The organism is Klebsiella sp. MS 92-3, from assembly GCF_000195655.1.
Lineage (GTDB): Bacteria > Pseudomonadota > Gammaproteobacteria > Enterobacterales > Enterobacteriaceae > Klebsiella > Klebsiella pneumoniae.
In genome coordinates, this window is the sequence record NZ_GL882822.1 from 1 (window position 1) to 6745 (window position 6745).

Annotated in this window: 6 protein-coding genes; all 6 read left to right on the plus strand. The window is 46.0% G+C overall.

The window, feature by feature from the left end; all coding sequences use genetic code 11:
• The first annotated feature begins 139 nt into the window (after window positions 1–139).
• A complete protein-coding gene (locus HMPREF9538_RS10885; RefSeq protein ID WP_004177740.1) occupies window positions 140–826 on the plus strand; it encodes a molecular chaperone in 687 nt (228 codons plus the stop codon).
• 35 nt (window positions 827–861) lie between these two features.
• Window positions 862–3405, plus strand: a complete 2544-nt coding sequence (locus HMPREF9538_RS10880) for a fimbria/pilus outer membrane usher protein (RefSeq protein WP_009485422.1) — start codon at window positions 862–864, stop codon at window positions 3403–3405.
• Between the two features lie 23 nt (window positions 3406–3428).
• Window positions 3429–4445 (plus strand): fimbrial protein, encoded by a 1017-nt coding sequence (locus HMPREF9538_RS10875; RefSeq protein WP_004177744.1) that lies wholly within the window; start codon window positions 3429–3431, stop codon window positions 4443–4445.
• Between the two features lie 334 nt (window positions 4446–4779).
• On the plus strand, window positions 4780–5130 hold the full coding sequence (locus tag HMPREF9538_RS0127905) for a hypothetical protein (protein ID WP_004177746.1): 351 nt from the start codon (window positions 4780–4782) through the stop codon (window positions 5128–5130).
• 103 nt (window positions 5131–5233) lie between these two features.
• Window positions 5234–6520, plus strand: coding sequence for an HlyD family secretion protein (locus HMPREF9538_RS10870; RefSeq protein ID WP_004177748.1), 1287 nt, complete (start codon window positions 5234–5236; stop codon window positions 6518–6520).
• Window positions 6513–6745: cysteine peptidase family C39 domain-containing protein (locus HMPREF9538_RS30165; RefSeq protein ID WP_267195257.1), on the plus strand; the 233-nt coding region annotated here is incomplete at its 3' end. The genes HMPREF9538_RS10870 and HMPREF9538_RS30165, both read left to right, overlap by 8 nt.

The window sequence follows — 6745 nt, forward strand, 5'->3', positions numbered from 1 at the left end:
ACACTATCAATAAGTTGGAGTCATTACCCCGAAGGCCCGGTTAAAGGTGTTGCGACCTTTACTATCGATTACACCATCTAATTTTTCCCCAAAGGGCCCCGCTTCACGGCGGGCCCTTTTTTGCATTCAGAGAAAAAACATGTTCAGGACTTTATTAACTTTCACCGCTTCCTGTGCATTACTCCTCAGCAGTATTGCCCATGCCGGTATTGTAGTGGGATCCACCCGCTATCTGTATAAAGAAGGCGCACGTGAAATCACCGCGCAAATAGAAAATAAAGATGATATTCCCTATCTGATTAAATCCTGGGTTGAAGCGCCGGCAGGAAAAGCGCCCTCTTTTATGGCCACGCCGCCGCTGTTCCGCCTTGAAGGGAAACAACAGAATACGGTTCGTCTGTTTTCTAACGGAAACGTTAATGCGCCGACCGACCGGGAATCCATGTACTATTTTAACGTGATGGCGATTCCTCCGGCAGATGATGCCAAAGCGAATAACAACACCATTCAACTAGCAGTCCGTCACCGTATGCGTCTGGTCTATCGTCCTAAAGCACTTTTCGACCTCTCCCCTAATACGGAAGCGAAAAAGCTCGAATGGCGAAAGTCTGGCACTAAGCTGACGATCAAAAATCCAACGCCCTTTTTCTTCTATTTCCATAGCATCCAGATTGGCAGCAAAGAAGTGAAGCCGGAAGTCAACTCGGTCGCCCCGATGACGACTAAAGAAGTGACGTTAAAAGAAAATATTAATGCCTCCAGCATTACCTGGAAAGTTGTCAATGATTATGGCGGAGCTGGGTCGCTCTACTCCTCATCGCTGTAATAAGAAATTTATTTTATCATTATAGGGATGTGTCTATGCCAAATAAGAATAATGGATTATTCAAACTATCCACCATCTTCTTTGCAATGCTTCCGGCATTGCTTTCTGGTTTGAATAATAAAGCGCAAGCACGTGACTTTTTCGATCCCTCATTCATTAGCTCATTGAATGGTAGCGATCCATCAACCACTCCTGACTTATCCGTATTTCAGACCCAGAACGCGCAGGCGCCGGGGGATTATCGGGTCGATATCATGTTTAATGGCCGCTACCTGGATACCAGGACGATAAAGTTTGTCGCCAACAATCGCGCCAGCAGCGATAACCGCGAACCCGCTCTGGTTCCCTGCCTGAGTCTAAAAGCTCTCGCGGAATATGGCGTAAGGATAAAATCCTTTCCAGAGTTAGCCGAGGATCAAAACGGCTGTGCAAACTTTTCTGTCATTCCGGACACCAAAGCGGATTTTGACTTTACCGCCCAGCGCTTAAATATTTCTATTCCGCAGGCGGCCTTATCCACCACCGCGCAGGGATATATCCCACCGGATCAGTTTGATGATGGCATCAACGCCCTGCTGGTGAACTACCAGTTCAGCGGCTCGAACGACATGCAGGCCAATGATGAATACTACAGCTTGAACCTGCAGTCTGGCCTCAACGTTGGCCCATGGCGTATCCGCAACCTCAGCACATGGAATAAAAACAATAGCGATGCCGGGGACTGGGACTCCGCCTATCTCTATATGCAGCGAAGTATTCGCTCGATCAACAGTAACCTGGTGATGGGCGAAAGTTCATCGCTCTCAACCATCTTCGACAGCGTGCCGTTTACCGGTATTCAGCTGGCCACCGATACCACGATGTTGCCGGAAAGTATGCGCGGCTATGCGCCGATTATTCGCGGTATCGCCAAAACCAACGCCCGCGTCGTCATTAAACAGAACGGCTACCAGGTTTACCAGACCTACGTGGCACCCGGGGCATTTGAAATCACCGATATGTACCCGAGCGGCGGTAGCGGCGACCTTTACGTCAGCGTGGAAGAGTCCGACGGATCCAAGCAAGAATTTGTTGTGCCGTTCGCCACCCTACCGGTCATGGTGCGTGAAAATCAACTGGAGTATGAGATTACTTCCGGTAAATATCGTCCTTACGATGGTGGAGTCGATGAAACGCCATTTACTCAGGCCACCGCGACCTATGGCGTCTCCAGCAGCCTGACGCTTTATGGCGGTATGCAGGCGGCCTCGCGCTACCAGGCGCTGTCGACGGGCCTCGGCTATAACCTGGGCGAGCTTGGCGCCGCCTCGGCAGACGTCACCCAGGCATGGTCGAAAAAGAAAGACGATGAAAAGACCTCAGGACAGTCCTGGCGGGTCCGTTATGGTAAAAACATTGTCGAAACTGGCACCAATGTCACCATCGCGGGCTACCGCTATTCCACCCGCGGCTTTAATACCCTCTCGGAGGTGCTGGATAGCTACTCTAATGACGGTAATTATACCTCTCGCTCACTGCGCAATCGCACCAACCTGACGGTTAACCAAAGCCTGGGTAAAGGCCTCGGTAGCCTGTCGATAAGCGGGTTGATTGAAGATTACTGGGACGATAAGCGAACCAACAAGTCAATTAGCGTAGGTTACAACGGCGGTTTCCGTAATGTGAACTACTATCTGGGCTACAGCTATAACCGCTACACCTGGAGCGGAAATAACTCAGGTAAGGATGCCCAGGACGATCAGCGCATCACCCTGACGGTGACGCTACCGCTGAGCAACTGGCTGCCGGGTACCTATACCAGCTATCAATTAACCAACAGCAATCCGGGATCTACCGATCAGTCGGTCTCCATTGGTGGCGTCGGGCTAGATAACGACAGCCTGGAATGGAGCCTGCAGCAAGGGTACAGCAACCGGGAATATTACAGCGGCGATATGCGTGGGACCTATAACGGTGCCCGCGGCAGCCTTAATGCCGGCTATAGCTATGACAATAACAGCCAACGTATTGACTACGGCGCCAACGGCAGCATCGTCGCTCATGCCGATGGCATTACACTTGGCCAGGACATCACTGACGCCGCCGTGCTGGTTAAAGCGCCGGGCCTGGATAACGTCAAGTTGACCAACGATAACACCATCTCCACCGACTATCGCGGTTACGCTATCGTCCCGTACGTTACACCTTACCGTCGTACCGACATCACCCTTGACAGCACTTCACTGGGTGAAGATATGGAGCTTCCAGAAACTACGCAAAGCGTCGTGCCGACCCGTGGTGCCATCGTGCGTGCTAATTATGACGGCAATATCGGCCAGAGGGCCTTTGTGCATCTGAAAACCGCCAGCGGTCAGGACGTGCCTTATGGCGCAATGGTTCTGCTCGCCGGAGATAGTAAATCGCAGCCAAGTATCGTCAGCGACGCCGGGATGGTCTATATGTCCGGCCTGCAGCAGACGGGGATCCTTAACGTCCAGTGGGGCAAAAGCGCCGCGCAGCAGTGCAATGCTTCCTTTACTTTACCAGTCAGGGAAGGCAAAGCGTCTGGCATCAGTCAAATCGAAACGGTTTGTCGCTAATATTGACCAAGGAACAATAAAGAATGAGAAAAATACTTCTTTTTTTATCCCTACTATGCTGTTGTAGCGAGGTAATTGCCAAATGCGATTATTCTGGTTCCGCTGGACAAGCAATGTTTAACATAAGTCCTAAAATCGCAACAGACCCAACAATTCCGGTGGGTACAGTCCTCTATACTAAAAAAGTCGGTACCGGACATTATAAAACATTTGAGTGCAGCAAAATAATGGGAGACCAGTATATTGTTGAATCAACAGCACCGGAAGTTACCGGCGTCACGGGTATAAGGGGCAAACCAGTCTATGAAACCGGCATAGATGGAATTGGCTTTCAGTTTTCAGATCTTCTGAGCAGCAAAAATGGTTCTATTAATCCTGCTGTTGCTCAATCTACAATCGTACCTATTTTAGAATCGAATGAAGATTATAAATTTATGACGGTATGGTTAATTAAAACAAAGCAGGTCATCGATACATCCGGCACCAGTACAAACCCGGTATTTAAATTCTCAGCAGGTAACTTAAGCACCAACCCAAGGGCAGCTGACCGCCTTTTGTTAACAGCAACCCTGAAGTTCAAGACTATTTCATATAAAGATACCTCTTGCGATATTTCAGTATCAGGGCCTAGCCAAATCACCCTGAATAAAATTGAAAAAAACACATTAATGTCCATTTCTCGAGGAGGTACAACTCCATCACAAAAAACTATCAAAATGGATGTGACTTGCCCACAAGGTTCAGTTGGCAACAAGCTTTACTACTGGTTTAACCCTGTTAATGGCACCAGTTCTGCCGGGGATGGGATCATCGATAACATGATAACTGGAACCGAAGCCGCAAATAACGTTGGCGTTATCTTCAAAATTGACAACAAGCCTATAATATTTTACGACGCCGAAACTTATAGCTTCGCCAAGGCACAGGCATCACAAAACTTTACCTTCACCGCCGACTATTATCGCATGAGTGACAATAGCGCTGAAGTCTCTTCCGGTCATGTAAAAGCTATGCTTGAAGTTGTCATACAGGAAGAGTAAAAGTATAACCTCCATACCCCTACAAAAGGTGGATAATGATATCCACCTTTTTTATTTTTATGTCAACAACCAAAAAAATGTCATATATGAATGCAAGAATAAATCAATATATCTGCAGCACATCGATAATAGCTGCGTGCCACCACCTGCTGAATTAGTTACTGTTTTATGAACCTATAAATAGTTTAGATTTGATTCACTATTAACCTCTAATTTCATCAACAATTCATATTTAGTTGAGTTGATTCATACTACAGCAACGACTATCTTTTCTGCGGACCAAATTCTGGTCTGGAATGAATATATAATTTTAATTTTAGTTAAAGGACTAATCATGCACCAATTAACTGTATTTGAAATGGAAGAAATTTCTGGCGGTGCGCTGACCGATACTCTTACCGATATCGTCACCTGGGCCGCAAAAGAAGTTGGCGCTATCGCACTGGGCGCCTCTCTGGGCGCTATTTTTGGTACAGCGTACGCCGGACGTTGGGGTGGCGTAAGTGGCGGTATCTTCGGTATCGGCTCAATCGGCCAGGGTGTAGGGATGATCGCCGGGGTTATTCTCGGTGGCGTTTGCTTTGGTATTGCAGCGGGTATCGTTGGCTGGGATATGACTCTGGATTATGCTCAGGGCGTAATGGATGCTATTTATGACGGCACCCTGAACTTCTGGAGCAACTAAGTTTACGCGCCAATGATTAGCTCAACAGTTTGTTGACAAGCATTCATTAGTAATTAAGGCCTGACGTATCGGGCCTTTTCATTTTATAATTTAAGCGATAACTATGTTAAAAAAAATCTATCGCAAGGAAGCGATTGAGTATAAAAAGCATCACTGGAAAGGAAAGGCACTGCTGCTCGCAGGGCTTCCAGCATGGCTTGTTGCATTACTCTCTTTTGCTTTTCTTGCGATCCTGATAGCCACCACAGTATTTTGCTCCTTTACCCAGAGAATCGACGTTCAGGGAGAGGTCATTACTCTACCTCACTCTGTCAACGTTTATGCCCCGCAGCAAGGCTTTGTTATCTCCCAATATGTAAAAGTCGGCGATATTGTGACCAAAGGCCAGCCGTTATATGAGATCGACATTTCCCGGAACACCACAACGGGTAATGTTAGTGCGGTACAAATAGAGGTCATTAATGAAAAGATCGCAAATGCTGAAGATATCATTTCAAAACTGAATCATAATAAAGAAGAAACAACCATTTCTTTAGAGAAGCAGTTAAAAACAATCAATGATTCGTTAAAAGAAACTAATCGCATGTTGGCTAACGCCCAGGCTGGATTAAAGAAAATGCATGATAATCTATCCAGCTATGATAAGTATTTAAGTGACGGACTGATTACCAAAGACCAATATAACTATCAACACTCTTTGTATTTTCAACAACAAAGCACTTACCAGTCTCTGGTGAGTCAGAAAATGCAACTGGAATCGCAGGTCACTCAGCTCAATAGTGATAAAATTACAAAAATAGCTGATTTTGACAATCAAATCTCGTCACAAGAAAACCAGATTAATGATTATAAAAATCAACTGGTTGAATCAAACGCAAACGGTAACATTATTATTAAAGCAACGACTGAAGGCCGTATTGAATCATTGACCGTCACTAAAGGCCAAATGGTTGATAAAGGCAGCAGTCTAGCACAGATAAAACCTACCGGTGATATAGAGTATTATCTTATTTTATGGTTACCTAACAATAGTATACCTTATGTAAAACCTGGGGATGAAATTAACATTCGTTATGCTGCATTCCCATCAGATAAATTTGGTCAATTCCCGGGAAAAATACTTTCAATATCTTCTGTTCCCACATCTCGACAAGAAATGTCTGAGTATACCAATGTTACGAACGGCACAAACCAGCAGGAACTGGCGCTCTATAAGACCATTGTGAAAATTGAAAACAAAACCTTTGAATATAATGGTAAAACGCTTTCGCTTTCAAACGGCCTCAAGGCTCAAGCTGTTGTATTCCTGGAAGAGCGTCCGCTCTATATGTGGATGTTTACCCCTGTGTATAAGATAACTCAAAGCATTACTGGGCCGATCCATGACTAACGAACTTTTCAAAACTGTTGTTGCAAAGTTAAATTTTTCTCTTGTTAACAAAACGCCCGTTATTCTTCAGTCAGAATCATCAGAATGTGGAATTGCCTGTCTGGCAATGGTCTGTGGTTTTTATGGGTTGAATATCGATCTGTTTAATTTCCGTCAGCGGTTTGGTAGCCCCTCCCAGGGCTCCTCACTAATGTCTCTAAGCAAAACTGCAGAGCATGCCCGCTT

Excerpts from the sequence above, each read along its gene's own strand:
- HMPREF9538_RS10885 (WP_004177740.1), top strand. The coding sequence starts at position 140 with ATGTTCAGGACTTTATTAACTTTCACCGCTTCCTGTGCATTACTCCTC.
- HMPREF9538_RS10880 (WP_009485422.1), top strand. The coding sequence starts at position 862 with ATGCCAAATAAGAATAATGGATTATTCAAACTATCCACCATCTTCTTT.
- HMPREF9538_RS10875 (WP_004177744.1), top strand. The coding sequence starts at position 3,429 with ATGAGAAAAATACTTCTTTTTTTATCCCTACTATGCTGTTGTAGCGAG.
- HMPREF9538_RS0127905 (WP_004177746.1), top strand. The coding sequence starts at position 4,780 with ATGCACCAATTAACTGTATTTGAAATGGAAGAAATTTCTGGCGGTGCG.
- HMPREF9538_RS10870 (WP_004177748.1), top strand. The coding sequence starts at position 5,234 with ATGTTAAAAAAAATCTATCGCAAGGAAGCGATTGAGTATAAAAAGCAT.